Raw genomic sequence first — 23,708 nt, 5'->3', positions numbered from 1 at the left:
AGCAATAATAGAGCACTGTATGCAGCTCCCCAGCATCTTAACTATTAATTAGGGAGCGTATAATGAAGGTTTTCTAGTTAATTTCTTGGCTTTCTTGAGTCAAAGCAAACTTGGAAGGGGGCAAACCAAAATGCAGCTTAAACTTTTGGCTAAAGTAAGATGGATCATTAAAGCCACAGTTAAAGGCGACTTCACTGATTTTCTCACCCGCCAATAACTTTTCACACGCCGTTTCCAAACGAACCTCTGTGACATAGTCTTTTAACGTTCTTGACGAGGCAGATTTAAAACGTCTCTGCAAAGAGCGTTCAGACATATACAGCATTTTAGCGGCTGACGCAGTGCCAAATTCAGGATCATGGTAATGCTCTGCCACTAATTGATAGACTTTTTGCAACCACTCTTTCTCTGGTGTGACTTGATCTTCTGCAATAGTTACAGGATTGAGTTCTTGCTGCGGTTCATCCAGATAACTACTTTCCTTCGCAGATGGCCATGTAATCTCGACTTTGTTTTGAGCATCAGAAGAGAAGACAGCCAAATAACCACCACTCGTTGTCACTAGTTGGGCAAGGTGGTCAATACTCAACTCAGAGTGATTTAAGTTAGATGGAAGCCCAGTCGCGACTTTATTAGGTAATTGCGTCCCGTAATCAAGAAAGCTCAATGACACAATATCATGCCCCTTTTCTAGCATAATTCTAACCGTTTGACCCCGGAAAGAGCGCTTGATGATATTGGCAAAAATGCTATTGAAAATAACATCAAGATTAAAGCTTTCCAGAGCAACCCGGCTCTGCTTACTCTCATCTTCTAGCTCTACCAAAATACCCGCTTTTGCAAAGTCATCTTGCCATACATCAACCACTGACTGAGTTATCTGACTCAAGTTGTAGTTCTGACTCCCACCACTTACATCACTTGGAACACTTTTGAGTTCATTTAACTGCCAATTCGTTTTAGCCAAATGATCCTCTGTCGCAGTATCCAGAGGCATAGGTAGTTTCGCCACAATAAAGTCGACGCTTGATTTTATGGATAGAGCTACATGGTCTACGAGTAGGTTTCTAACTTGAATCTGTTTACGTAATTGCTGGTTGCTCGTAAGCAACACTCTACTTTGATGTCTTAACTGATTCGTTTTGAGAGTCACTTGAGCTGCTAGATCACGGTTAGCCTGTACAACGTAGCGAGAGCGCCAGAAAACAAGTAATGCGACGACCGCAATACTAGCTACGACAAAGCCTAAAATAGCAAATCGCGATAGATACCAAGGATGAAGGACGATAAAGTGAGATTCTAAACCAACGACTCCAGCGGCAACTTGAGACTCATTACTGACCTGCAAGTGATATTCACCGGAACTAAGGTGCTCGAGTGTCAGTTGGCCCCCCTCTAACGTTTGCCATGGGTCATCGTTGTTCAATCGATAGTACAAATTTTGACTGTCTGGTTTTGGCATCACACCGAATAAAAAACTCAGCGAAGATCCATATGGCAGTGTGATCCCATTCAGATCGGCACTACCAACTTGCAGAACTTCATTTTCAAGCACAACTTGGCTAACAATAAACTTAGACTCTGGGGGATTAGATACAAGCAGCTTGGATGCTTCTGCTTTTACGAGTCCGTACTTCGACCCCAGAACAAGCTCTCGCTCACCAATTTCTGTCTGCTGTATAACGCTACAAATACCAGGGAGGAACTCATTGTTCATTAAGCCTGATGACGATGCGTAATGTTTCACTAACTCACCCGAAAGGTGGTAATAGCTTAAACCGACAGAGGAAGCTAACCATACACCTTGCCTGTCTCTGATCAAGCAAGCAGGTCTGGCGTTGGGCTCACTCATTTCAACAACACGTTTTTCATCGCTTCGTGTATCAGTTTTAAACACACCATAAGATGAAGCAAACCACTGGCTGCCATCAACCGCCGTGGTCATGTCTAATGATTCACCAAACTTTTCTGAAAAACGGATAAACTGGATGTTGTCATTACTGTATTGGTATACGCCATGATCGGTGCCTATTAATAGGGCATCTTCAGTATCATATAGGCGCGTAACCTTAGCAGGCAAATACTGACTTACTAGCCACTCACTTCCAAAGTTTCGTACGCTTTGTGCAGCAGTATCAACATTGTAAAGATGGTATCCGCTTGATACCCAAAGACGGTCATCACCATCAACGGTCACATGCTCTACGGCATGTCCGGCCATAACCTGTAAATAAGGAAATGTAATCTTGTTGAGACCATTTAGCTCAAATATTTCCAGCCCTTTTGAGGTTGCAAGCCAAAGCATGCCGTTTTGAAACGCAAATTCATTGATCTGCGACTCCAACTCTAAGACTTGGTTAATCCCACTCTTTCCTGAACGATAAATCTTTCGGTCATCAGCAAACCAAAGCGCACCATCAGGACCTTCAATAGTTTGCCGAATTCGTCCTGATAGGGTGTGTGAGTCATAACTACTAAAGGTCACTCGTTCAAATTTTTTACTAAATAGCGAGTAATAACGAATACCTTGGTTAGTCGCAATCCACATCCCTCCCATATTGTCACTCAACAACGAATAAATCTTCGTGTTATCTAACTCTAACTCAAGAAAACTTGCAGGCGCGACTTCGGTGACCTCACCTGAAAAAAATGAGTACAAATAAAGGCCATGCTCTGTCCCCACCCAGTACTCTTGATTTGTCTCTGCGAATGTCAAAACATGTGAGCCGCCAATTCTAATCACTTCTTTATCAGGCTGGTAAATGTTGAAAATTAAAGCGCCACGCAATGTACCTATCAAAATTTCTCTTCGCGTGTGTGAATAATAGACTTTCTCAATGTAGTTTTGACCTGAGGCAGCGACATGGTCAAACTTATCACCTTCAGAAAGATAGAAGCCGGAAGTCGTTGCTAGTGCCCACTTCGTTTCAACTAGCACCGCATCATTAATGTAAACGTAGCTATTATTACTATGTTGATAGAGCTGCAATAGAGAGAAAGAGTTTAACTCGCTAGTGTCGATATTGTAGGTATAGAAATGCGCGCCATCACTCACCCAAATATAGTTCTTTGAAGACCCTATTTTTCTTATTTGTGAGCCTGGATTTAAACTAAAGACTAAACGTCGCTCCTGATTTGGATAAGTTCGATAGACCTCATTTTCAATAAAGGTCCAAAAAGCACCTTTATGATAAGCCAACTGCTTGGCCGACGTTTGTAGGAAGCTACCTGATTTAGGCAATATAGTTTGACCATCGTAAAACAGGACTCTCCCGTGTACGTCATGAATCCACAAACCGCCCTTTTCACCCAAGAACAACTTTTTAGCCGCGATAAAAGTACCCTTTGCCTGAGTTGGCAAAGGGTAAAAGATTGCATTTGCATTATGAAGCGCAAATGCTTGGTAGGATAAGATAAAGCCCAACAGAGCAAGGGCTAATTGGCGTAGCAAGACGAAAACCTTTTGTATCAATTTGTGCTCTGAAAGTGACCGTTCATCGTTTGTAAAACATGGATTTATACGGTTATTTTGAGCTGATAATTATTGGTAATGATATCTCAATTACTTTCTGAGAAAAGGCTCGCCTTACCAAAGGTTGTAATTCTTACTACTGGATCACGTTAAAAAGACTACTCCTACATTACGACAGCACTTAATCTGACTTTTTGTTCAAGCATTGCTCAAAACTATTCGCCATATTGTTGAGAAAAGTAAAGTAACTGCCAGGTTTTGCTTCAATTGTACTCCCTAACGGGTCAAGCTCGCCTTTAGCGACATCACTGCCTCTCATTACGCTCTGAACGACAGCCGGGGTAAACTGAGGTTCAGAAAATACACAAGCCACATCTCCACCACTTAGCTTTTGACGAATTTGAATTAAGGTCTTCGCTCCTGGCTTGCGTTCTGGGCTCACAGTAAAATGCCCCATTTGATTTAGTTCATAACGATCTTCGAAATAACCGTAAGCATCATGGAATACAAAGTAACCTTTGCTTTTTACTGGTGCCAGCTTCTGCTTTATCTGTTGGTCAGTGTCTTTTAGCTCGAGTTCAAACTTTTTGAGGTTCGCTTGATATTGAGCTGCATTTTCCGGATCAAGTGATACAAGTTGATTCACAACAGCCTTGGCCACTTGTTGTGCTTGGCTTACACCTAGCCAAAAGTGCGGATCATGTGAGCCATGATCGTGCCCATCATGGTCATGGTTGTGCTCACTATCAAATTCACGCAATTCTAGATTTGGAATTTGACTAATAGTCAAAGTATTCGATCTATCCGAAACAACTTTCTCTAGAAACGGTTCAAGATCATGTCCGTACCAGATAACCAAATCAGCCGAAGCGACCTTTTTAACATCCGATGGACGCAAAGCATAGTCATGGGGTGATGTGTTAGACTGCAATAGCACGTCTGGTGAAGTTACTCCTTGAGTAAGCTCTGTTACTAACAACTGAATAGGTTTGATACTCGTCAGTACCGTTACCGCCTGTGCTGGCAGTGTTAACATTGCTGAGGCAGCAAGAATTAATGCTCTTTTCATAGTTTTACTTGGGATATGGCGTGGAAAGTGAGATAATGTTACATTATAACATTATTGATTTGCAAATGAGTTTCATTCATGTCTTCCTTAGTCCATCTTGAGCAGTTATGCGTCGAGTTCGATGGCCGCAGAGTTCTCGATAACATTAGTATGGAATTAGAAAAGGGCAAAATAACTACCCTAATTGGTCCCAATGGAGCGGGAAAATCAACGTTAGTCAAAGTTATCTTAGGTCTTCAAAAGCCAACTAGCGGCAAGTTGAACCGACAAAGAAAACTGAAAATTGGTTACGTTCCTCAAAAGTTGAAGCTCAATGACTCCCTTCCATTGAATGTAACCCGCTTTCTAAATTTAGCAGGAAAATACAGTAAGCAGGAGTGCATTGATGCATTACGGCTTGTTGGCGCTGAACATTTACTTAATAGTAATATGCATCGCTTATCCGGTGGTGAAAACCAACGAGTGTTACTGGCTCGCGCTCTGCTTCAACGTCCTCAGCTATTGGTATTAGACGAACCAGCTCAGGGGGTGGATATCCAAGGTCAAATCGATCTCTATGACTTAATTGAGAGCATTCGTCACCGCTTTGATTGTGGCGTATTTATGGTATCGCATGACTTACATTTAGTGATGGCGAAAACGGACGATGTTATTTGTCTGCATCACCATGTTTGCTGCTCAGGTTCACCTGCCACTATTACTCAGCACCCTTCTTACATCGCACTATTTGGCAATGCAGCGAGAGAGTCTCTCGCGTTTTATCATCACGACCATGAGCACCATCATCACGATTTATCCGGAACGCCAGTAAGCGGTGATGCGATATCATGCTCCCACCATAAACACGGACATCACCATCATGATTGAGTTTCTCCTACCTTCTATTCTTGCTGGTATTGGTATCGCGATCATTGCCGGTCCACTTGGGTCATTTGTCGTTTGGCGTAAAATGGCTTACTTCGGAGATACCCTAGCTCATGCATCGTTAATGGGCCTAGCGCTGGGCTTCTTGCTCAACGTAAATCTCTACCTTGCGCTACTCGTCTGCTGTTTAGCTCTGGCCGTTTTGCTTGTCACTCTGCAAAAGCAACAACTTGTGGCTACAGACACGTTGTTAGGTATCTTGGCACACAGTGCACTCTCTATCGGTTTAGTATCGGTTAGCTTTTTGGAAAACGTGCGCGTCGATTTAATGAGCTACCTATTTGGGGACTTACTTGCCGTCTCTCCACAAGATCTGATGTTTATTTACGCAGGTGTTGTTGCGGTAAGCGCGTGTTTGTACGTCTTCTGGCGCCCACTGCTTTCTAGCACTGTTAGTGAAGAACTTGCCGCTGTTGAGGGCGTGAATACAGACTTAGTTAGATTGGTGTTAATGCTAATGGTGGGTGTAGTAATCGCAGTAGGTATGAAGTTCGTTGGCGCGTTGATCATGACTTCGCTCCTAATTATCCCAGCAGCAACAGCACGTAAAGTCTCTTCATCACCAGAGCAAATGGCATTGTTCGCATCCATTATTGGCTCTGTGGCAGTACTGATGGGGCTTAGCCTATCATGGCACTTCGATACACCGGCCGGCCCTTCCGTAGTGATCAGCGCAACATCCTTATTTATGCTGAGCCAGCTGATTAAAAGCAAAGCATAATCGCATTGAGTATTAAACGCGAAAGACCTTGCTAACAACAAACATAAATCCACGGAAACGGAAAAAGAAAAGCCTGCGAAATCGCAGGCTTTTTAATACTTATTAAGTAGTGTGGTCGATTACCAACCCGTCACTTCACGTAGACCTTGGCCAATCTCTGCTAGAGATTTCACAGTTTTAACGCCAGCCGCTTCTAGTGCAGCGAATTTGTCTTCAGCAGTACCTTTACCACCAGAGATAATCGCACCAGCATGGCCCATACGCTTACCAGGAGGTGCAGTTACACCAGCAATGTAAGAAACCACTGGCTTCGTTACATTTTCTTTAATGTATGCTGCTGCTTCTTCTTCTGCAGTACCACCGATCTCACCGATCATAACGATCGCTTCTGTCTCAGGGTCTTCTTGGAACAGTTTTAGGATATCAATGAAGTTTGAACCCGGGATTGGGTCACCACCGATACCAACACAAGTAGACTGGCCGAAACCTTCGTCAGTGGTTTGTTTAACTGCTTCGTAAGTTAGAGTACCGCTACGAGATACAATACCTACTTTTCCTTTCTTGTGGATGTGACCAGGCATGATACCGATCTTACACTCATCAGGAGTGATAACGCCCGGACAGTTAGGGCCAATCATGCGAACGCCAGTTTCTTCTAGCTTCACTTTTACGTCGATCATATCTGTAGTAGGGATACCTTCAGTAATCGTTACGATTAGCTCGATACCCGCGTCAATCGCTTCTAGGATTGCATCTTTACAGAAAGGTGCTGGTACGTAGATGACTGTCGCTGTTGCGCCAGTCGCTTCTACTGCTTCGCGTACTGTGTTGAATACAGGAAGACCTAGGTGAGTTTGGCCGCCTTTACCTGGAGACACACCACCAACCATTTGCGTACCGTATGCGATAGCTTGCTCTGAGTGGAAAGTACCTTGACCACCAGTGAACCCCTGACAGATTACTTTAGTGTCTTTGTTAATTAATACAGACATTATTTAGCCTCCGCAGCAGCAACAACTTTCTGAGCAGCATCAGTTAGCGACTCAGCAGCAATGATATCAACATCAGAATTAGCAAGAACTTCGCGACCTAGGTCAGCGTTAGTACCTTCAAGACGAACAACAACAGGTACGCTTACGCCTACCTCTTTAACCGCACCGATAATACCTTCTGCGATCATGTCACAACGTACAATACCACCGAAGATGTTAACAAGTACCGCTTTCACATTGTCATCAGATAGGATGATCTTGAATGCTTCAGCAACACGCTCTTTCGTCGCGCCGCCACCTACATCTAAGAAGTTAGCTGGTTTGCCGCCGTGTAGGTTTACGATATCCATCGTACCCATTGCTAGGCCTGCACCGTTAACCATACAGCCAACGTTACCGTCTAGTGCTACGTAGTTCAGCTCCCACTGAGCTGCGTGTGCTTCACGCTCATCTTCTTGTGAAGGATCGTGCATTTCACGAAGCTTAGGCTGACGATACAGTGCGTTTGAGTCGATGTTGATCTTACCGTCAAGACATAGCAAGTTGCCTTCGCCAGTAATCACAAGTGGGTTGATCTCTAGCAGAGCAAGATCGTACTGAGAGAACATAGTGCCAAGACCCATAAAGATCTTAACGAATTGTTTGATTTGGTCGCCTTCAAGACCAAGTTTGAACGCTAGCTCACGACCTTGGTAAGCTTGTGGACCTACTAGTGGGTCAATTGCTGCTTTGTGGATGAGTTCCGGCGTTTCTTCCGCAACTTTTTCAATTTCCACACCACCTTCGGTAGAAGCCATGAAAACGATCTTACGGCTAGCACGGTCAACTACCGCACCTAGGTATAGTTCGTTCGCAATATTTGAAGCTTCTTCAACAAGGATTTTTGTTACTGGCTGACCGTTAGCGTCAGTTTGGTAAGTCACTAGGTTTTTACCTAACCACTTCTGTGCAAACTCTTTAACGCCTTCTTTTGTATCGTGTAGCTCTACGCCACCCGCTTTACCACGGCCACCAGCGTGAACCTGACATTTAACTACTTTCTTGGCTGTACTAATACGGCCTGCGGCTTCAAAAGCTTCTTGTGGTGTATCACACGCGTAGCCTTCTGGCACAGGCAAACCGAATTCTGCAAACAGCTGTTTGGCTTGGTATTCATGCAAATTCATTTCGATATTCCGTTTGTTTTTCCCTTAAGGGATTTATTATTTCCATAACGCTGCAGTCTTGGCTGCTTGTACGTCTGTAGGGTCTTCTCAAATCAATCCTTCATCATGAGTTCTCATACTGAAGGATTCAAATGAAGGCCAAACGTTGAGCTAGTCTAGCCATTGAAATTTTTAACGTCTAGCTACCTACGATAACTAGACGTTTTAGCGATATTAAACGTCTAATAGGAGACGTGCTGGGTCCTCTAGTAACTCTTTAATCGTTACTAGGAAGCCAACTGATTCACGACCATCAATTAGGCGGTGATCGTAAGATAACGCTAGGTACATCATCGGCAAGATTTCAACTTTGCCATCCACTGCCATCGGACGCTCTTGGATCTTATGCATACCAAGAATCGCTGATTGAGGTGGGTTGATGATTGGTGTAGACATTAGTGAACCGAACACACCACCGTTTGTGATAGTGAAGTTACCGCCCATTAGCTCGTCTACCGTTAGCTTGCCATCACGACCTTTAATAGCCAGCTCTTTGATGCCTTTTTCAACATCAGCGAAACCAAGCTTGTCACAGTCTTTTAGGACAGGTGTAACTAGACCACGTGGAGTTGATACCGCCATGCTAATGTCGAAGTAGTTGTGGTAAACAATGTCATCGCCATCAATCGAAGCATTTACTTCTGGGTAACGCTTAAGCGCTTCTGTTACTGCTTTCACGTAGAAAGACATGAAGCCCAAACGAATACCGTGACGCTCTTCGAACTGATCTTTGTACTGCTTACGAAGGTCCATGATTGGTTTCATGTTCACTTCGTTAAACGTCGTTAGCATTGCCGTGTTGTTCTTCGCTTCTAGCAGACGGTTAGCGACTGTCTTACGAAGGCGAGTCATTGGAACACGCTTCTGACTGCGAGCCGCTGCCGGCACGTCAACCACTGCTGGCGAGTCTTCTTTTGACGCAGATTTAGCGTTCGCAAGATGCGCTTCAATATCTTCACGCGTAATACGACCACCAACACCAGTGCCTTTCACTTGGCTTGCTTCTAAGCCATGTTCAGCCAACAAACGGCGCACTGCTGGGCTTAATGCGTCATTACTTTCTTCGCTAAGCGCAGCTTTGTGACGCTTATCAGGAGATGCTTCAGTACCTTCTGTTTTGTCTGCAGTTGGTTCACCTGCAACTGCGCCTGGCTTCAATTTAGCAATGATTTGTTTAGAAAGTACTGTCGCACCTTCTGCTTCAACAATAGCTTCCAAAACGCCAGCTTCCGGAGCTGGAACTTCTAGCACAACTTTGTCTGTTTCGATGTCAACCAAAACCTCGTCACGCTCTACTGCGTCGCCCGGTTGTTTGTGCCATGTCGCTACGGTTGCATCAGCAACTGATTCAGGTAAATCTGGAACCAGAATTTCAATTGTCATATCTGTTTCTTCCTTTAACTTCTAGTTCTTAATTCGAAGTTTTTGAGTTCACGTTCAGAGCGTCTTCAACCAACGCTTTTTGTTGTTTCAAGTGCACCGACATGTAGCCAACTGCTGGCGAAGCAGAAGCTGGGCGACCTGCGTATTTAAGATTTGCACCTGCAGGAATAGCGGCACGGAAGTTATGTTGGCTACAGTACCAAGCACCTTGGTTCTGAGGTTCTTCCTGACACCACACGAAGTCTTCAACGTTAGTGTATTGAGCAATTGCTGTTTGTACTTCTTCCATTGGGAATGGGTAAAGCTGTTCAATACGCACGATAGCAACATCGTCTTGCTCGTTGTTACGGCGCTGCTCTAGTAGGTCAAAGTAAACCTTACCAGCACAGAACACGACACGTTTCACTTTGCTTGGTTCTAAATCATCTACTTCTGGAATTGCAGATTGGAATGTACCATCCGCCAAGTCTTCAATCGTTGAAGTACATAGAGGGTGGCGCAGCAAAGATTTCGGTGACATAACAATGAGAGGTCGACGCATTGGGCGTACAACCTGACGACGAATCATGTGGTACACCTGAGCCGGTGTTGAAGGAACCACAACCTGCATATTTTGCTCAGCACAAAGCTGAAGGTAACGCTCTAAACGTGCAGATGAGTGCTCAGGACCTTGACCTTCATAACCATGAGGTAGAAGCATAGTAAGACCGCACAAACGCGCCCACTTTTGCTCGCCTGACGAGATAAACTGGTCGATAACAACTTGTGCACCGTTGGCAAAATCACCAAATTGTGCTTCCCAGATAGTTAAACCACCTGGTTCGGCTGTTGCGTAACCGTATTCAAACGCCAACACAGCTTCTTCTGACAATACTGAGTCAAAGACTTGGAATGGCCCTTGGTTGTCATGAATATTCGCTAATGGAATGTAAGTGCTTGCATCGGTTTGGTTATGAAGAACCGAGTGACGGTGGAAGAAAGTACCACGACCCGAGTCCTGACCAGAAAGACGAATACGCTTGCCATCGTCAACCAATGTAGCATATGCCAATGTTTCAGCCATACCCCAGTCAATAGCTTTTTCACCGGTCATCATTGCTAGACGATCGTTGTATAGCTTATTAACACGGCTTTGCAGTTTATGGCTTTCTGGGTACTGACACAGACGATTGCCTAGCTCAATAAGGCGTGTCTTGTCGTATTTTGAATCCCACTCCATATCCCATTCGTGCCCTAAGTAAGGGGACCAGTCTACAGAGTGCAACGCCATTGGACGCCATTCTTTAACAACCACTTCACCGCGATCTAATGCATCGCGATACTCATTGACTAACTGAGTCGCTGTCTCGATATCTGATTCATTTTTATCGATCAGAACATCTGCATACAATTTGCGTGGTGTAGGATGCTTTTTGATTTTCTGGTACATCAAAGGCTGAGTCGCATTTGGCTCATCCGCCTCATTGTGACCGTGGCGACGGTAACATACAAGATCGATCACGACATCACGCTTGAACTCGTTACGGTAATCCAATGCAATGCGAGTAACAAAAGCAACTGCTTCTGGGTCATCTGCATTTACATGGAAAATTGGCGCCTGCACCATCTTCGCGATATCGGTACAGTACATCGTAGAACGCGTGTCACGAGGATTAGACGTCGTAAAGCCTACTTGGTTGTTGATGACGATACGTACCGTACCACCAACTTGGAACCCACGAGCAAGAGACATGTTGAACGTTTCGGCAACCACACCCTGACCAGCGATTGCAGAATCACCATGGATGGTGATAGGAAGTACTTTGCTACCTTGATTATCACCCAAGCGGTCTTGACGTGCTCGAACTGAGCCCATGACTACCGGGTTTACGATTTCTAGGTGTGATGGGTTAAATGCAAGCGCTAAGTGAACATCACCGCCTGGAGTCGCAAAATCAGCAGAGAAACCTTGGTGATATTTCACATCACCCGTCCCCCAAGTTTCGTCGTGTTTACCGGCGAACTCATCAAACAGGTCTTGAGGTTTCTTACCAAGTACGTTCACCAGCATGTTCAAACGACCGCGGTGAGCCATACCGATAACCACTTCACGCATCCCACTTGTACCCGCATGACGGATCAACTCTTTCGTCATCGGAATCAGCGCATCACCACCTTCTAAAGAGAAACGTTTTGCACCTGGGAATTTCGCCCCGAGGTAACGCTCCAAACCTTCAGCGGCTGTTAGCTCTTCTAGGAATGTGCGCTTCTCATCTTTGTTGAATGATGGCTGGCCTACGACAGACTCAAGGCGTTGCTGAATCCAACGCTTTTGCTCTGTGTCAGTCATGTGCATGTATTCAGCACCGATGGAACCGCAATAAGTTTTGTTGAGGGCTTCATAGATATCTTTCAACTTCATGGTTTCTTGCCCAACAGCAAAAGAACCTACGTTGAAAGTTTCTTCGAAGTCATCTTCGGTAAGATTATGAAAAGCAGGGTCTAACTCCGCCACTGTTGGGCGTTGCCATAGACCTAGTGGGTCTAATTCTGCAGCTTCATGCCCGCGGAAACGGTATGCGTTGATTAGCTGTAGAACTTTTACTTGTTTTGCATCGACATCTGGGTCACTAACTTGGACATTGTAATGCTTTGTTTCTCTAGCGAGTCGTCGGAAGTAGTCGCGGACACGTGAATGTGGTTGTTCTGCCACTTCTTCTGATGGCTTAGGCAAGCCTTCAAAAACACGTTTCCACTCCTCACTTACCAGATCGGGATCACTTAGATACAGTTCGTAGAGGTCCTCTACATACGTTGCATTGGCGCCAGCCAAGTGTGAAGACTCGAGCCATGCCTTCATCACGCCGTTGTGCATATTTTCCCTTAACCAGTAGTTTTCACGTTTGCTTCGGTCTTTGCCGAGCTATAAGAGCCGACTAAAAATACGGTCGGCAATTTTTGTATTCTTTACTCGAATATTACTGAAGCAGTGAAGCGGTCATATCGGGTGATCCGCAACACTGCGACACTCCTAAGAGCGAGTAAATTAAACCGAACGATTAACCAACATCGACTTAATGTGACCGATGGCTTTCGTCGGATTTAATCCCTTAGGACAAACACTTACACAATTCATGATGCCATGGCAACGAAAAACGCTAAATGCATCATCAAGATCAGACAAACGTTCATCTGTTGCCGTATCGCGGCTATCAATTAGCCAACGGTACGCTGCGAGAAGACCAGCTGGGCCGATGAATTTATCAGGGTTCCACCAGAATGATGGGCAAGACGTTGTACAACATGCACACATGATACATTCGTACAATCCATCTAAATGCGCACGATCATCAGGCGATTGTAGGTTCTCACGTGATGGTGGTAATGCACCATCATCAATCAAGAATGGTTTAACTTTCGCATAGTTATCATAGAACTGCGTCATGTCAACGATAAGATCGCGCACGACAGGTAACCCTGGTAGTGGACGAATAACTATCTTATCGCCTTGTAGAGCAGATAACGGTGTGATACACGCTAGGCCGTTTTTACCATTCATATTCAAACCATCAGAACCACATACCCCTTCACGGCATGAGCGACGGAACGCGATGCTTGGATCTTGCTCTTTTAGCAGAATCAATGCATCAAGCACCATCATGTCTGAGCCTTCGTCTACCTCAAGGGTATACTCTTTCATGTAAGGCTTGGTATCCACATCCGGATTGTAACGGTATAAAGAGAAGTTTAATTTCATAGTCGTATCCTCCCTTTAGTATGTACGTACTTTCGGCGGGAAAGCTTCACGATGCGTTGGCGTCATGTTTACATCACGCTTAGTCATCGCTTCTGTTTCCGGATTGTAGATAGAGTGGCATAGCCAGTTCTCATCATCACGCTCAGGGAAATCGAAACGAGCATGTGCGCCACGACTCTCTGTACGGTAGTTTGCTGCAACGGCAGTTGAAAACGCGGTTTCCATCAGGTTATCAAGTTCTAGACACTCAATACGCTGCGTGTTGAACTCTGAAGACTTGTCCGCTAGATGCGCATCTTTCAAACGTTCGCGAATCACTTTCAACTCTTCTAGACCGGTTGCCATCGCATCGCCTTCACGGAATACCGAGAAGCTGTTTTGCATGCATGCTTGTAGGTCTTTACGAATCTGAACTGGATCTTCACCACCAGTGCTGTTTTCCCAACGCATAGTACGCGCTAGAGACGCTTCAATATCAGATTCTGTTGCAGGACGAGCTTCTGCTTGCGCTGCTAGCGTTTCGCCAAGGTGCAAGCCAGTAGCACGACCAAATACGACCAAGTCTAGTAATGAGTTGCCGCCCAGACGGTTAGCACCGTGTACCGATACAGAAGCAATCTCACCACATGCGTAAAGGCCTTGTACTTCCATCTCGCTACCGTCGGCCTTCTGCTTAATTGCTTGGCCAGAGACTTGAGTAGGTACACCACCCATCATGTAGTGACAAGTTGGAATTACTGGAATTGGCTCTTTCACTGGGTCAACGTGTGCAAATGTACGAGACAGTTCACAGATACCTGGTAGACGTGATTCAAGTACTTCTTTACCAAGGTGATCAAGTTTCAACTTGATATGTGGACCCCAAGGACCATCACAGCCGCGGCCTTCACGAATTTCAATCATCATTGAACGAGCAACCACGTCACGACCAGCAAGGTCTTTCGCGTTTGGTGCGTAGCGCTCCATGAAGCGTTCACCATCTTTATTTAGAAGGTAACCACCTTCACCACGACAACCTTCCGTCACTAGAACACCCGCGCCAGCAATACCTGTTGGGTGGAACTGCCACATTTCCATGTCTTGCATTGGAACGCCTGCGCGAAGTGCCATACCAACGCCATCACCCGTGTTGATGTGCGCGTTAGTGGTCGATGCGTAAATACGACCTGCACCACCTGTAGCTAGAATGGTTGCTTTCGATTTGAAGTAACAGATTTCACCCGTTTCCATACAAATCGCAGTACAACCCATGATTGCGCCGTCTTGGTTTTTCACAAGATCCAAAGCGTACCACTCCGAGAAGATGGTTGTTTTGTGTTTTACGTTTTGCTGGTAAAGCGTGTGAAGAAGTGCGTGACCAGTACGGTCTGCAGCAGCGGCTGTACGAGCAGCCTGCTCACCACCAAACTCTTTAGATTGGCCACCGAATGGACGTTGGTATATGGTACCGTTATCAAAACGAGAGAATGGAAGACCCATTTTTTCAAGCTCGATAACTGACTCAGGACCATTTTTACACATGTATTCAATCGCGTTCTGGTCACCGATGTAGTCGGAACCTTTAACGGTATCGTACATGTGCCATTGCCAATCGTCTTTGTGCGAGTTACCCAGAGCAACGGTAATGCCGCCCTGTGCAGACACAGTATGAGAACGTGTTGGAAATACTTTTGACAACAAAGCACATGATAGGCCTTGCTCTGAAATTTGTAGTGCAGCGCGCATACCTGCACCACCAGCGCCGATTACTACGGCATCAAACTCACGAACTGGAATAGACACTTACGCACCCCACAGAATAAATAGACCAGAGAAGACATAGCCGAATAGCACGGCAATAACACCAAGTTGTAGTGCGCCACGTAGTTTCGCGCACTTAATGTAATCAGTTAATACTTGCCACAAACCAACCCAAGCGTGAATCAGGATCGAGACAAGTGCCAACATGGTGAATACTTTAGTGAAGGTACCACCAAAGAATTGGGTCCAAGATGCGTAAGAGATATCTGAAAATGCACAGAAGCTAATCAGATAAATCGTGTATAGCGTCATAATGATTGCAGTTGCACGAATTAGTAGGAAATCGTGTACACCATTACGACCAAATGAAGATACGTGTTTTACCATACCAAGATCCCCGCCAATAATGATAATACTGCTGTTGCACCAAACGCGACTTTAGCGCTCATCGTGCCTGAATCTAGTTCTTCAAAGTGACCTAGATCCATCAATAAGTGACGGATACCACCTGCGATGTGGTAGGCAAGTGCAGTAAGAATTCCCCACAGGATGAATTTTACGAAGAAGCTATCGACGATGTCAGCGGCTTCCATAAAACCCATTGGGGATGACAGAGAAATGGATAGTAACCACAGTAATATACCCACCGCAACAAACGTAATTACCCCAGACACACGGTGTAGGATGGATGCGATTGCTGTGATAGGAAAGTGGATGGTCTGTAAATCTAAATTAACAGGTCTTGACTTTCTTTCTTTCACGGGCTTGCTCACTCAGCTCCATTGAGCATTTATTGTTATAACCAATTTCAGCTTCCAAACGTACAAAAGTTAACATCCATTTAACAAATATCGCGAGTAACCACTCAGATAATTGTAAACAAGTTGTTAACAAACGGAATCCAGCAACAAACCTCACTCTTTGTTTCTAGCCCCGAATTTATAAGGATTTAACTAAAATTTTCTTTGCCAATATACGGCGAGCAACATTCTAATACAATTGGTGTAACAAATTATGCTACATAGAACAGATTTTTAACGATTTTCATGAGAAAAATCATAACAAGTGCACACAAAGATGGAGAAAAATTGACTTTAAGCTTTAACAACAGTACAAAAATGGCACATAAACATCCTGGACGGATTAAATAATAAACAAAGGAGATTGTTATGGCGGATAAGAAAGCGACCCTTCATGTTGAAGGTCAAGCGCCAATCGAACTGCCAATTATGGACGGTACGCTAGGTACACCTGTAATTGACGTTCGTAAGCTGGGAGCCAATGGTTACTTTACTTTTGACCCAGGTTTTCTTGCCACTGCATCTTGTGAATCATCAATCACGTACATCGATGGCGGCAAAGGTATTCTTTTGCACCGCGGTTTCCCGATTGATCAATTAGCCAATAACGCAGATTACTTAGAAGTATGTTACATCCTTCTTTATGGTGAAGCCCCTACCCGAGAACAATACGAGCAATTCAAAACGACCGTTACTCGTCACACAATGGTACACGAGCAAATCGCAAGCTTTTTCCATGGCTTCCGACGCGATGCTCATCCAATGGCGGTAATGTGTGGTGTAGTTGGAGCACTTGCAGCCTTCTATCACGACTCTCTTGACATTAACAACGACGAACACCGCGAAATTGCAGCGTACCGTCTGCTGTCAAAAATGCCAACACTGGCGGCGATGTGTTACAAATACTCTATCGGTCAGCCATTTATTTACCCTCGTAACGACCTTAGCTACGCAGAGAATTTCTTGCATATGATGTTCGCAAACCCTTGCGAAGAGTATGAAGTAAATCCTGTGGTTGCCCGTGCGATGGATAAGATTTTCACTCTACACGCGGATCACGAACAGAATGCGTCGACATCAACTGTTCGCCTAGCTGGCTCTTCTGGTGCGAACCCATTTGCATGTATTGCCGCTGGTATTGCATCCCTTTGGGGGCCTGCTCACGGTGGCGCAAACGAAGCCTGCTTGAGAATGCTAGAAGAGATTGGCAGCGTCGATAACATCCCTGAATATGTAGACCGCGCGAAAGACAAAGATGACCCATTCCGCTTAATGGGCTTTGGTCACCGCGTTTACAAGAACTACGACCCACGTGCGACAGTAATGCGCGAAACGTGTCATGAAGTTCTCAAAGAGCTAAACATTCAAGACCCTCTGCTAGACGTTGCAATGGAACTTGAGCGCATTGCACTTTCTGATGAGTACTTCGTGTCTAAGAAGCTGTACCCGAACGTAGACTTCTACTCAGGTATCATTCTTAAAGCGATTGGTATTCCAGTTTCTATGTTTACGGTTATCTTCGCGATTTCTCGTACCATCGGCTGGATTGCTCACTGGAACGAAATGCACAGCGATCCACTGAACCGCATCGGTCGTCCTCGTCAGCTATACACTGGCGAAACACAACGTGAGTTTTCTCCACTTCACGAACGTGAATGATCTTTTAGTACGAAGATAGACAAACAAAAGGGTTGAGATTTTCGTCTCAACCCTTTTTTCTTTTTTGCGTTTAACGTTATTAATGGAGAACGCTAAACCGGATTATCAATATCGATAAACTCCACATGTAGGCCATATTCATCCGCTAGCCATTTGCCTAAGGCCTGAACACCATAACGCTCAGTAGCATGATGACCTGCAGCAAAGTAATGAATGTCCATTTCACGAGCAGTATAAGTGGTGCGCTCTGAAATTTCTCCAGAGATAAATGCATCCAGCCCGTGCTGTACAGCAAGTTCAATGAAATCCTGCCCTCCACCAGTACACCAGCCGACTGTCTCAATCATCTTATCAGTATTCTCTGGAGCGATATGCAGAGGCTCTCTTTCAAGAACTTGGTTGATCTTACTCGCAAATTCAACACCAGACATCGGCTTTTTCAAGCGCCCAAACATAGCAACTGACTGAGGGTGCCCTTCAAGCCCACCTTCTACTTCGATTTCAAGTAAGCGAGCTAATTCAGCGTTGTTGCCTAGCTCTGGATGAATATCTAGAGGAAGGTGATAACCATATAAGTTGATATCATTTTTGATCAGGCTACGAATTCGTTTACCTTTCATGCCACGAATTGGCTCAGGCTCACCTTTCCAAAAATAGCCATGATGAACAAGCAATGCGTCTGCATTAAGCTCAATCGCTTTATCGATTAAGGCTTGAGAGGCGGTTACGCCAGTGATAACACGCTTTACCGCTGATTTCCCTTCTACCTGTAACCCATTTGGTGCGTAATCTTTAATTAACTGCGGTGACAGTTTGTCATTAAGAATCTGTTCTAGCTTTAAGTTATTCATTATTACTTCCAATTTCTAGCGCATGTAAACCTAAATAACCTCTCGATGGAATCAGACGAAAGAGTGCAACCTAGTTGATACAGCAACGTTTTTGACATCTGGCACCTTGATATCATTTAGGTCTTTAAAGTGTATCTCGAACCCTAATATCGATGCTAGCCACCCTACCCTCAAAAGCAAATTTAGTTACAATAACAAAGCTTGTCGCCTCACCATAGATTTAGGGATACGGATGAACCAACTGCAACGCTTTTACCAATGGATCGCCACTTCACCTCCGCTTTTCAAGTTACGCCCTCCGTTTGCAACCTTAGAAGATGTCTCGGTCAAACCTTTGAATAGCTCAGAACAATACAATGGTAATCCGAGACTGGGTTTTTTATATCAGCACCTATGCACTGCGGCTCTTTCTAATTCAGGACGATATCAGATTATTGCCGAAGAAATTCAGTTAAACGACGCTGAAGGTAAGACCATTGGTGCTGTCGATTTGGTGTTGAGGAATACAGAATCAAATCAGATAGAACATTGGGAAGTGGCGATTAAGTTTTATCTTCTTTACAACGGCATTTGGTATGGCCCGAATGCTCACGACCAGTTACATGCAAAATTGGATAGAATGCTCACGCATCAGCTGAAAATGAGCGATCGCCCGGAATTTCAAAAAATAATTCCTTTAAACGACTCTCCAGAAGAGCGCCTAATGATGCAAGGACGACTCTATATTAATCCGTTTACTCCAGAGCCAACTCCTAAGGAGTGCTTGGGTTATGAATTAAATCCAAGTCAGATTAGTGGTTACTGGTGCTATCAAAGTCAATGGGATTTAATTGGTAAACCCCTTTATCATTTACATAAACCATGCTGGGCGATCGGTACAGACGATTTCTCTCAACCTATTGAAAAGCCTTTAGATCGATTCATACACGCACAAACGGAAGACGGTCAATTCTGGTTTGTGGTACCAGATTCATGGCCCGGAGATAAAGCGGTTCGGGGCACTTAAACATGAAAGGGTTGATGTTTTCACATCAACCCTTTGCTAGATACATTGACCATTGGATGTTTTACAAACCAGCGGCTGCAAATACTTGATTAACTATTTCTTGTGCTTCAGCTTCGATTTGTTTCAGATGTTCTTCACCTTTGAAGCTTTCACAGTAAATCTTGTAGATATCTTCTGTACCTGATGGACGAGCAGCGAACCAACCGTTAGCTGTCGTTACTTTAAGGCCACCAATCGCAGCACCATTGCCTGGTGCATGCGTTAGACGAGCAGTGATCGCATCACCTGCTAGAGTTTCAGCCGCAACCATTTCTGGTGACAACTTCTTCAATACGTCTTTTTGTGGGCCATTTGCTACAGCTTGAATACGGTTGTACTTCGACTCACCGTGCTTCGCCGCTAGCTCTTCATAGTAATCTTGAGGGTTCTTACCCGTTACCGCAGTGATCTCTGCTGCTAGAAGGCATAGCAAGATGCCATCTTTGTCTGTTGACCAAGGCGTGCCATCTTTACGAAGGAATGACGCACCAGCACTTTCTTCGCCGCCGAAACCAAACTTACCAGTGTACAGACCGTCTACAAACCATTTGAAACCAACAGGCACTTCACATAGCTCACGACCTAGATCCGCAACAACACGGTCAATCAGCGCACTTGAAACTAGTGTTTTACCAACAGCGACATCTTTACCCCACTCGTCACGATGACGGTACAAGTAGTCAATACAAACGGCTAAGAAGTGGTTCGGGTTCATCAAACCTTTTGGCGTAACGATACCGTGACGGTCGTAATCAGGATCGTTACCAAATGCTAAATCGTATTCGTCTTTCAGTGCCAATAGACCCGCCATTGCGTAAGGAGAAGAACAGTCCATACGCACAACGCCGTCTTTATCTAGCGACATGAATTGGAAAGAAGGATCGATCGATTCACTTACTAGCGTTAGGTCTAGGTTGTATGCCTGACCAATTTGACGCCAGTAATCGATACCGCTGCCACCCAATGGATCTACACCAATCTTCAGGTTCGCTTTTTGGATTGCTTCCATATCGATAACGTTCACCAGGTCATCGATGTATGGCTTCACCAAGTCCATCTCTACAAACAGATCCGATGCTTTTGCTTCTGCTAGTGGTAGGCGTTTAACACCTTGTAAACCTTCAGCAATCAATTCGTTCGCACGATCTTCGATAGCTTGAGTCAACTCAGCTTCTGCAGGACCACCATGTGTCGGATTGTATTTGATACCGCCGTCTTGTGGTGGGTTATGTGATGGGGTAATAACGATACCGTCTGCTTTTTCATCGTGTTTGATGTTGTAAGTCAGAATCGCGTGTGAAATACCCGGTGTTGGCGTGTAACCGTTGTCTTGTTGGACAATCACTTTCACACCGTTTGCAATCAGTACTTCAATCACACTTGAGAAAGCAGGCTCAGATAGCGCATGCGTGTCTTTACCCACAAACAACGGGCCAATTGTGCCTTGCTCAGCACGAACTTCTGCTACCGCTTGAGCGATCGCTAAAATGTGGTTTTCGTTAAAAGTGTGCTTGTCTGCAGTACCGCGGTGGCCAGAAGTACCAAATTGAACTTTGTGTTCTGCGTTTGCCGCGTCTGGTTGAAGTAAGAAGTAGTTAGCAACGAGTGCTGGGATATTGTGAAGATCTTCCTGCTGCGCTTTTTGCCCAGCACGAGGGTGCATAGCCATGTTTGACATCCTTTCTTTAAATACAAATAAAATTAAAAAAGCCTCATAATATCCGCTCACTGCGACGCATTATGAGGCTTCTATCAGGTTTCTTAGATTGAACCTGTTACTTTTTCTATTAAGTCAGGTTGGAACCCCATGTGTGCCATCACTTGTTCAACCATCTGTCTTTTACGACTTGTATTGTTATTCGTGATAACCCAAAACGGTGTGCCAGGAATGGCTTTTGGCTTGGTCGTATTACCGTTTGCTAGCAAGGTTTCTTCATTATCTGCAAAGTACACGCGTTTGCGTCCTTTTACATTCGTAGCCTGGGCGAAACCTTCTGGATTCAATTTATGTAAGGTCGATAATACCAACATAAAGCGATCAATCGCTTTTTTTAGACCGGCAAACTCATCAGAAATAAGCAGCGAACGCATTTCTTTCACTACATCAACAGATTCCGTTTTACCCGCATCTTTACTTACTACAATCCCTTGTGGCTTCTCTACTACAGGCGCGGCTTTAGCTTCCTGCAACTGACCATCAAGGTTTAAAAGGCGTCGCAAAATATCCGAGGCGCTTTCACCGATATGCTTAGTTTGACTAGCTATATAACGGTATAGATCCTCATCAACCTCAATTGTTTTCATTCGCTTTTCACATTCTCAATGTTTAAACTCTGGGGGATTATAACGAGATCCACGCGGATACTCCACGTTAAACCCATCACGAATAAGATAAAATGTCAGCATTACTCAACTATAAGCAGGAAGGCCAAGGCCAAACAGTTGTTTTGATTCACGGATTGTTTGGTAGTTTAAGTAATCTGGGTCTACTCGCCCGCGATCTTATTAAAGATCACACGGTGATCAGTATTGATCTGAGAAATCACGGCCTCTCTTTCCACTCCGAAGTCCATAACTATACCGATATGGCAAAAGATGTGGCTCAGCTCCTTCAGCACTTAAACGTTGAGCCATCTATTGTTATTGGGCACTCCATGGGCGGAAAAGTCGCGATGGCTCTTGTGGACATTGCTCCAAATGTAGTCAAGAAGTTAGTCGTTCTCGACATGGCGCCTGTTGCCTACACTACGAACCGTCACGATAATGTTTTTAACGGCTTACATGCTGTTATTAATGAAAAACCAGCAAATCGACAGCAAGCCATGGATATCCTAGCTCAACATATTGAACTCGATGGTGTAAGACAATTTCTCTCTAAATCACTGTACAAAAATGGCGATAAGATGGATTGGCGGTTTAACGTACCGAGCCTTTTTGATAATTATGACCAAATTATTGGCTGGCAAGAAATCACACCAACAGATATCCCAACTTTGTTTATCAAAGGCGGCGACTCTGACTACTTAATGCCAGAACATCAGCCGGCAGTGAAGCGACAATTTAACCATGCTAAAGCACACATTATCGCTGGCACTGGTCACTGGTTACACGCCGAGAAACCGACAGAAGTAATGAGAGTCATTCGAAAATACATTTCGAGTTAACAAATTCGAAAAGCAACACTAGATTATTGAAATAACCCTTCTTGTAGTGCATTAACTTTACCGTTTAACAGTGGTATAGTGCGCCCAAGATTTTTCGGCATGAAGGGCTAAAATGCTTTACGACTATATGGATATGCTCGAGTCTATTGGGCTCGATCTTCTTTTTGCTGCTATCTTTTTTTTCATCGGGATGGCGATAAAAGATGTGCTAAAGCAAGGCAATGTACCTGTTTTTGGTCGTCGTATTGTGTGGTTAGTCCTTTTCCTAGGCTGTGCTGGCTTTATTGCAAAAGGTGTAATTCAGCTAACTTGGGAAGGCTCAGGGTTAGGTTAAACCCTTAGTAGCATCGCCAATAACAAACAATGTAAAGGTATAGACTCTATGGCAAGTGTAGGTATCTTCTTCGGTAGCGACACAGGTAATACTGAAGCCGTTGCAAAGATGATTCAAAAGCAACTAGGTAAACATCTAGTTCACGTTCAAGACATCGCGAAAAGCAGCAAAGAAGACATTGATAACTTCGATCTTCTTCTTCTAGGTATCCCAACTTGGTACTACGGCGAAGCACAATGTGATTGGGATGACTTCTTCCCTGAACTTGAGCAAATCGACTTCTCTACTAAGCTAGTGGCTATCTTTGGCTGTGGCGACCAAGAAGACTACGCAGAATACTTCTGTGACGCGATGGGCACAGTCCGTGATATCGTTGAGTCTAAAGGCGGCACAATTCTTGGCCATACCTCGACAGAAGGCTACGAATTTGAAGCGTCTAAAGCACTTGTTGAAGGTGACGAAAGCCAATTCGTAGGTCTATGTATTGATGAAGACCGCCAACCAGAATTGACTGACGAGCGTGTTGAAAGCTGGGTTAAACAGATCTATGAAGAGATGTGTTTAGCTGAGCTAGAAGGCTAATCAAATTGAATGATGCAAAGACCTCCACTTG

At 44.6% G+C, this 23,708-nt stretch carries 20 protein-coding genes; 7 read left to right on the top strand and 13 right to left on the bottom strand.

What is annotated here, in order from left to right:
• Window positions 1–73 precede the first annotated feature (73 nt).
• Window positions 74–3,451, bottom strand: coding sequence for an AraC family transcriptional regulator (locus tag IQP38_RS13415; RefSeq protein WP_193837654.1), 3,378 nt, complete (start codon window positions 3,449–3,451; stop codon window positions 74–76).
• 202 nt (window positions 3,452–3,653) lie between these two features.
• Window positions 3,654–4,541, bottom strand: a complete 888-nt coding sequence (gene znuA / locus IQP38_RS13410) for a zinc ABC transporter substrate-binding protein ZnuA (protein WP_176310841.1) — start codon at window positions 4,539–4,541, stop codon at window positions 3,654–3,656.
• Between the two features lie 78 nt (window positions 4,542–4,619).
• On the opposite strand from znuA, the gene znuC reads away from it, so the two are divergent.
• Both znuC and znuB read left to right on the top strand, forming a co-directional pair.
• Entirely contained in the window at window positions 4,620–5,408 is a 789-nt protein-coding gene (gene znuC / locus IQP38_RS13405; protein ID WP_017634809.1) for a zinc ABC transporter ATP-binding protein ZnuC, read from the top strand.
• On the top strand, window positions 5,401–6,186 hold the full coding sequence (znuB, locus tag IQP38_RS13400) for a zinc ABC transporter permease subunit ZnuB (protein WP_005382183.1): 786 nt from the start codon (window positions 5,401–5,403) through the stop codon (window positions 6,184–6,186). Before znuC ends, znuB begins: the two co-directional genes overlap by 8 nt.
• A 119-nt stretch (window positions 6,187–6,305) precedes the next feature.
• On the opposite strand, the gene sucD is transcribed toward znuB, so the two are convergent.
• The 8 genes from sucD to sdhC form a co-directional block, all read right to left on the bottom strand.
• Window positions 6,306–7,178 (bottom strand): succinate--CoA ligase subunit alpha, encoded by an 873-nt coding sequence (sucD, locus tag IQP38_RS13395; RefSeq protein WP_005382181.1) that lies wholly within the window; start codon window positions 7,176–7,178, stop codon window positions 6,306–6,308.
• Window positions 7,178–8,344, bottom strand: a complete 1,167-nt coding sequence (sucC, locus tag IQP38_RS13390; protein WP_005382179.1) for an ADP-forming succinate--CoA ligase subunit beta — start codon at window positions 8,342–8,344, stop codon at window positions 7,178–7,180. Before sucC ends, sucD begins: the two co-directional genes overlap by 1 nt.
• A 213-nt stretch (window positions 8,345–8,557) precedes the next feature.
• Entirely contained in the window at window positions 8,558–9,766 is a 1,209-nt protein-coding gene (gene odhB / locus IQP38_RS13385; RefSeq protein ID WP_005382177.1) for a 2-oxoglutarate dehydrogenase complex dihydrolipoyllysine-residue succinyltransferase, read from the bottom strand.
• A 28-nt stretch (window positions 9,767–9,794) separates the two neighbouring features.
• Window positions 9,795–12,620, bottom strand: a complete 2,826-nt coding sequence (gene sucA, locus IQP38_RS13380) for a 2-oxoglutarate dehydrogenase E1 component (RefSeq protein ID WP_017634810.1) — start codon at window positions 12,618–12,620, stop codon at window positions 9,795–9,797.
• Window positions 12,621–12,791: 171 nt separating this feature from the next.
• Window positions 12,792–13,502, bottom strand: coding sequence for a succinate dehydrogenase iron-sulfur subunit (locus IQP38_RS13375; RefSeq protein ID WP_005382174.1), 711 nt, complete (start codon window positions 13,500–13,502; stop codon window positions 12,792–12,794).
• 15 nt (window positions 13,503–13,517) lie between these two features.
• The gene (gene sdhA / locus IQP38_RS13370; RefSeq protein ID WP_005382172.1) at window positions 13,518–15,284 is read right to left on the bottom strand and encodes a succinate dehydrogenase flavoprotein subunit; all 1,767 of its coding nucleotides are present in this window, start codon (window positions 15,282–15,284) and stop codon (window positions 13,518–13,520) included.
• The gene (gene sdhD, locus IQP38_RS13365) at window positions 15,285–15,629 is read right to left on the bottom strand and encodes a succinate dehydrogenase, hydrophobic membrane anchor protein (protein ID WP_005382169.1); all 345 of its coding nucleotides are present in this window, start codon (window positions 15,627–15,629) and stop codon (window positions 15,285–15,287) included. It lies immediately after the preceding gene.
• Window positions 15,623–16,015 (bottom strand): succinate dehydrogenase cytochrome b556 subunit, encoded by a 393-nt coding sequence (gene sdhC, locus IQP38_RS13360; RefSeq protein WP_017634811.1) that lies wholly within the window; start codon window positions 16,013–16,015, stop codon window positions 15,623–15,625. Before sdhC ends, sdhD begins: the two co-directional genes overlap by 7 nt.
• 396 nt (window positions 16,016–16,411) lie before the next feature.
• Between sdhC and IQP38_RS13355 the strand changes: the two genes are divergently transcribed.
• Window positions 16,412–17,701: a citrate synthase gene (locus tag IQP38_RS13355; protein WP_005382163.1), complete on the top strand. Its 1,290-nt coding sequence runs from the start codon at window positions 16,412–16,414 to the stop codon at window positions 17,699–17,701.
• 92 nt (window positions 17,702–17,793) lie between these two features.
• On the opposite strand, the gene IQP38_RS13350 is transcribed toward IQP38_RS13355, so the two are convergent.
• Complete coding sequence (locus IQP38_RS13350) at window positions 17,794–18,552, bottom strand: Nif3-like dinuclear metal center hexameric protein (protein ID WP_005382162.1); 759 nt, start codon at window positions 18,550–18,552, stop codon at window positions 17,794–17,796.
• A gap of 232 nt (window positions 18,553–18,784) precedes the next feature.
• Between IQP38_RS13350 and IQP38_RS13345 the strand changes: the two genes are divergently transcribed.
• Entirely contained in the window at window positions 18,785–19,558 is a 774-nt protein-coding gene (locus IQP38_RS13345; RefSeq protein WP_017634812.1) for a DUF1853 family protein, read from the top strand.
• Between the two features lie 61 nt (window positions 19,559–19,619).
• Here IQP38_RS13345 and pgm read toward each other — a convergent pair whose 3' ends face one another.
• Together pgm and seqA are read right to left on the bottom strand one after the other, a co-directional pair.
• Window positions 19,620–21,266: a phosphoglucomutase (alpha-D-glucose-1,6-bisphosphate-dependent) gene (pgm, locus tag IQP38_RS13340; protein WP_017634813.1), complete on the bottom strand. Its 1,647-nt coding sequence runs from the start codon at window positions 21,264–21,266 to the stop codon at window positions 19,620–19,622.
• A gap of 92 nt (window positions 21,267–21,358) precedes the next feature.
• Window positions 21,359–21,901 carry a replication initiation negative regulator SeqA gene (gene seqA / locus IQP38_RS13335; protein WP_005382149.1) on the bottom strand — a complete coding sequence of 181 codons (543 nt, stop codon included), beginning with the start codon at window positions 21,899–21,901 and terminating at the stop codon, window positions 21,359–21,361.
• A gap of 92 nt (window positions 21,902–21,993) precedes the next feature.
• On the opposite strand from seqA, the gene IQP38_RS13330 reads away from it, so the two are divergent.
• The 3 genes from IQP38_RS13330 (at window position 21,994) to fldA (ending at window position 23,677) form a co-directional block, all read left to right on the top strand.
• A complete protein-coding gene (locus tag IQP38_RS13330; protein ID WP_017634814.1) occupies window positions 21,994–22,761 on the top strand; it encodes an alpha/beta fold hydrolase in 768 nt (255 codons plus the stop codon).
• A gap of 112 nt (window positions 22,762–22,873) precedes the next feature.
• A complete protein-coding gene (locus tag IQP38_RS13325; RefSeq protein WP_005393038.1) occupies window positions 22,874–23,095 on the top strand; it encodes a DUF2788 domain-containing protein in 222 nt (73 codons plus the stop codon).
• Window positions 23,096–23,143: 48 nt separating this feature from the next.
• Window positions 23,144–23,677: a flavodoxin FldA gene (gene fldA, locus IQP38_RS13320; RefSeq protein ID WP_005382146.1), complete on the top strand. Its 534-nt coding sequence runs from the start codon at window positions 23,144–23,146 to the stop codon at window positions 23,675–23,677.
• The last annotated feature ends 31 nt before the right edge of the window (window positions 23,678–23,708 follow it).

The sequence above is a fragment of the Vibrio sp. OPT41 genome, from assembly GCF_015163595.1.
GTDB lineage: Bacteria > Pseudomonadota > Gammaproteobacteria > Enterobacterales > Vibrionaceae > Vibrio > Vibrio alginolyticus.
This window is presented reverse-complemented; position numbering and strand designations above follow the sequence as displayed.

What these genes read in the sequence shown, in the direction of transcription:
- znuA (WP_176310841.1), bottom strand. Translation starts at nt 4,541, where the DNA reads ATGAAAAGAGCATTAATTCTTGCTGCCTCAGCAATGTTAACACTGCCA.
- znuC (WP_017634809.1), top strand. Translation starts at nt 4,620, where the DNA reads ATGTCTTCCTTAGTCCATCTTGAGCAGTTATGCGTCGAGTTCGATGGC.
- znuB (WP_005382183.1), top strand. Translation starts at nt 5,401, where the DNA reads ATGATTGAGTTTCTCCTACCTTCTATTCTTGCTGGTATTGGTATCGCG.
- sucD (WP_005382181.1), bottom strand. Translation starts at nt 7,178, where the DNA reads ATGTCTGTATTAATTAACAAAGACACTAAAGTAATCTGTCAGGGGTTC.
- sucC (WP_005382179.1), bottom strand. Translation starts at nt 8,344, where the DNA reads ATGAATTTGCATGAATACCAAGCCAAACAGCTGTTTGCAGAATTCGGT.
- odhB (WP_005382177.1), bottom strand. Translation starts at nt 9,766, where the DNA reads ATGACAATTGAAATTCTGGTTCCAGATTTACCTGAATCAGTTGCTGAT.
- sucA (WP_017634810.1), bottom strand. Translation starts at nt 12,620, where the DNA reads ATGCACAACGGCGTGATGAAGGCATGGCTCGAGTCTTCACACTTGGCT.
- IQP38_RS13375 (WP_005382174.1), bottom strand. Translation starts at nt 13,502, where the DNA reads ATGAAATTAAACTTCTCTTTATACCGTTACAATCCGGATGTGGATACC.
- sdhD (WP_005382169.1), bottom strand. Translation starts at nt 15,629, where the DNA reads ATGGTAAAACACGTATCTTCATTTGGTCGTAATGGTGTACACGATTTC.
- IQP38_RS13355 (WP_005382163.1), top strand. Translation starts at nt 16,412, where the DNA reads ATGGCGGATAAGAAAGCGACCCTTCATGTTGAAGGTCAAGCGCCAATC.
- IQP38_RS13350 (WP_005382162.1), bottom strand. Translation starts at nt 18,552, where the DNA reads ATGAATAACTTAAAGCTAGAACAGATTCTTAATGACAAACTGTCACCG.
- IQP38_RS13345 (WP_017634812.1), top strand. Translation starts at nt 18,785, where the DNA reads ATGAACCAACTGCAACGCTTTTACCAATGGATCGCCACTTCACCTCCG.
- pgm (WP_017634813.1), bottom strand. Translation starts at nt 21,266, where the DNA reads ATGGCTATGCACCCTCGTGCTGGGCAAAAAGCGCAGCAGGAAGATCTT.
- seqA (WP_005382149.1), bottom strand. Translation starts at nt 21,901, where the DNA reads ATGAAAACAATTGAGGTTGATGAGGATCTATACCGTTATATAGCTAGT.
- IQP38_RS13330 (WP_017634814.1), top strand. Translation starts at nt 21,994, where the DNA reads ATGTCAGCATTACTCAACTATAAGCAGGAAGGCCAAGGCCAAACAGTT.
- IQP38_RS13325 (WP_005393038.1), top strand. Translation starts at nt 22,874, where the DNA reads ATGCTTTACGACTATATGGATATGCTCGAGTCTATTGGGCTCGATCTT.
- fldA (WP_005382146.1), top strand. Translation starts at nt 23,144, where the DNA reads ATGGCAAGTGTAGGTATCTTCTTCGGTAGCGACACAGGTAATACTGAA.